General features: G+C 59.5%; 1 protein-coding gene. It reads left to right on the top strand.

Going from position 1 to position 1913, the window contains the following annotated elements; genetic code table 11:
- The first annotated feature begins 353 nt into the window (after positions 1 to 353).
- Positions 354 to 986, top strand: a complete 633-nt coding sequence (locus RMCN_RS12970) for a porin MspA (RefSeq protein WP_067389741.1) — start codon at positions 354 to 356, stop codon at positions 984 to 986.
- The last annotated feature ends 927 nt before the right edge of the window (positions 987 to 1913 follow it).

The raw sequence follows: 1913 nt of genomic DNA, 5'->3' as shown, positions 1-1913 counted from the left end.
CGTAGAGAAGTCCAATTATTCCTTGCAGGACAGGCACTTTCGCTTATCTACACACCCCCACAGTCAACATTCCACGAAAAATCCGGGCTAATAGGTCTCTTCCCGGCTATCCCTGCTCGATGTGATGAGGGGAATGTTCGATTCACCGCCTCGGTGGTTTGGCTTGAAGGGTGATCTGACCGTGTGTCCACTAGAAGGGGTCAAGCCCACTTGCAGGGCGGTTCGAACATGCTCGATCGAACGTAGGCTCCGCGCCAAGCGCAGTTCACGCGAGAGAGTCGCAACTGTCTACTAATGGAAATGATTTTCATCTCTGGTAGATTCGCAGCGTGCGGCTTTTCGTGATCGACTCCATGGTGGCGTTGCGGGCTGCGTTTGCCCTATTCGTTCCCCTCGCAACAGCTCTTTTGGAAGCGGGTTACGCCCGCGGACAGTCAGACACGGAGCTGAGTCTGGTCGACGGGCGGAGCCGTACGCTGACCGTCCAACAATTTGACACCGTCCTCAATGGGGTGTTCTCCCTGGACCGCGACAGCTCAACACGAGAATGGTTCCACTCCGTTCGGGGCCAGTATCGCGTGGTCGGCCCTGCAGCTGAAACGTTCGAAGGTCGGCTGGAATTGGGGTATCAGATCGGTTTCCCATGGTCACAGGGTGTGACCTTCAATTTTCGTTACACCACGCCGAACATCCTGATCGATCAGGGCGAGCTTGCCGCACCCTCCTTCGGGCTCAACTCGGTAACCACACCTGACTTGCTACCAGCCATGTCCGTAAGCGCGGACCTACATAACGGCCCTGGCATACAAGAAATTGCGATTGTATCGGTCGACGTTACGGGACCTAGCGGCGGCGTTGCGCTGTCGAATGCACACGGTGTAGTTACTGGTGTTGCGGGTGGTGTGCTGCTACGGCCATTCGCGCGGCTCACCTCCTCGACAGGTGACAGCGTCTTCACTTATGGCGAACCGTGGAGCTTAAGCTAGCGGCAGATCTTCTCAAGGCCGATGTTGGCGGCCGTCCAAACCTTCGGCCGGCGGCGACGGGTTGAAAAGTAGGCCACCATATGTAGACGCCCGAAGACCCAGATTCAGGCGCTCACCCGGAGTACGCCGGTGTTCCGACCCTACGTCTGGACCAAGACTGCCGATCAAGTCCTTGCCAGCATCGGCCCATACTGCCAACGAGCCAACGAGGTATGACTCACGGCTTCAGGCCGGTGGCATGGGCTCCAGGGTTGGCGGAGCGGGCGGCACAGGTTGCGGCGGGATGTTGGTTCCGGAGGATGGTGCAGTACCGGGCAGTGGCACGCCAATTGAGCTTGCGGCCGCTGGCCGAGCAGTGCGCCCTTCAGATAACCACTTTCATATAGATGCCATACTCGCTTTACGTAATCGAGGCCGGAGATGTCAGCATTCTCGGCACCTGGTGGCACATCGAACACCGTCCCTTCGCCGGGTGCTGAGGGCTTCTCGTGCTGAGGCAACAGGTAAGCATTGTTCAGCGCATTGAGGTCCGGCGGCGTGCCGGGGAGGCGCCCCGGCGCTAAGGGCGTCGGAGCCTGAGGCAGTAGGAATTGGCGGACGTCGGCGGGCGATAAGCCGAAGGGGCCTGCGGCGAAAGCGCCAGTCTGTGCCATGGGCGATTGCCGAATCGATCCGAGAGACTCATCGATGATAGGCAACGCCGCCGGCCCCCCTGCGAACGGCGGCGGCGGGGCGGGAAACGTCGGAACTATAGGTGGCGGGGGGAGTGGAGGCTGTGCCGCGGCAGCGTTTGAGGAGACGACCGCCGCAGCAGCGAGCGCGCCAGTTGTGGCGGAGCCTGTCACGAATTTTGTGTAAGTCAGAGGTGATTTGACTACGAATTGTATTCTAACACAACGGAAGTCGCCCTGGAAACAGCTTGGCGAG

This window comes from Mycolicibacterium novocastrense (assembly GCF_001570485.1).
Lineage (GTDB): Bacteria > Actinomycetota > Actinomycetes > Mycobacteriales > Mycobacteriaceae > Mycobacterium > Mycobacterium novocastrense.
Note: the sequence above shows the minus strand (reverse complement) of the source record. Positions and strands in the feature narration are given on the sequence as shown.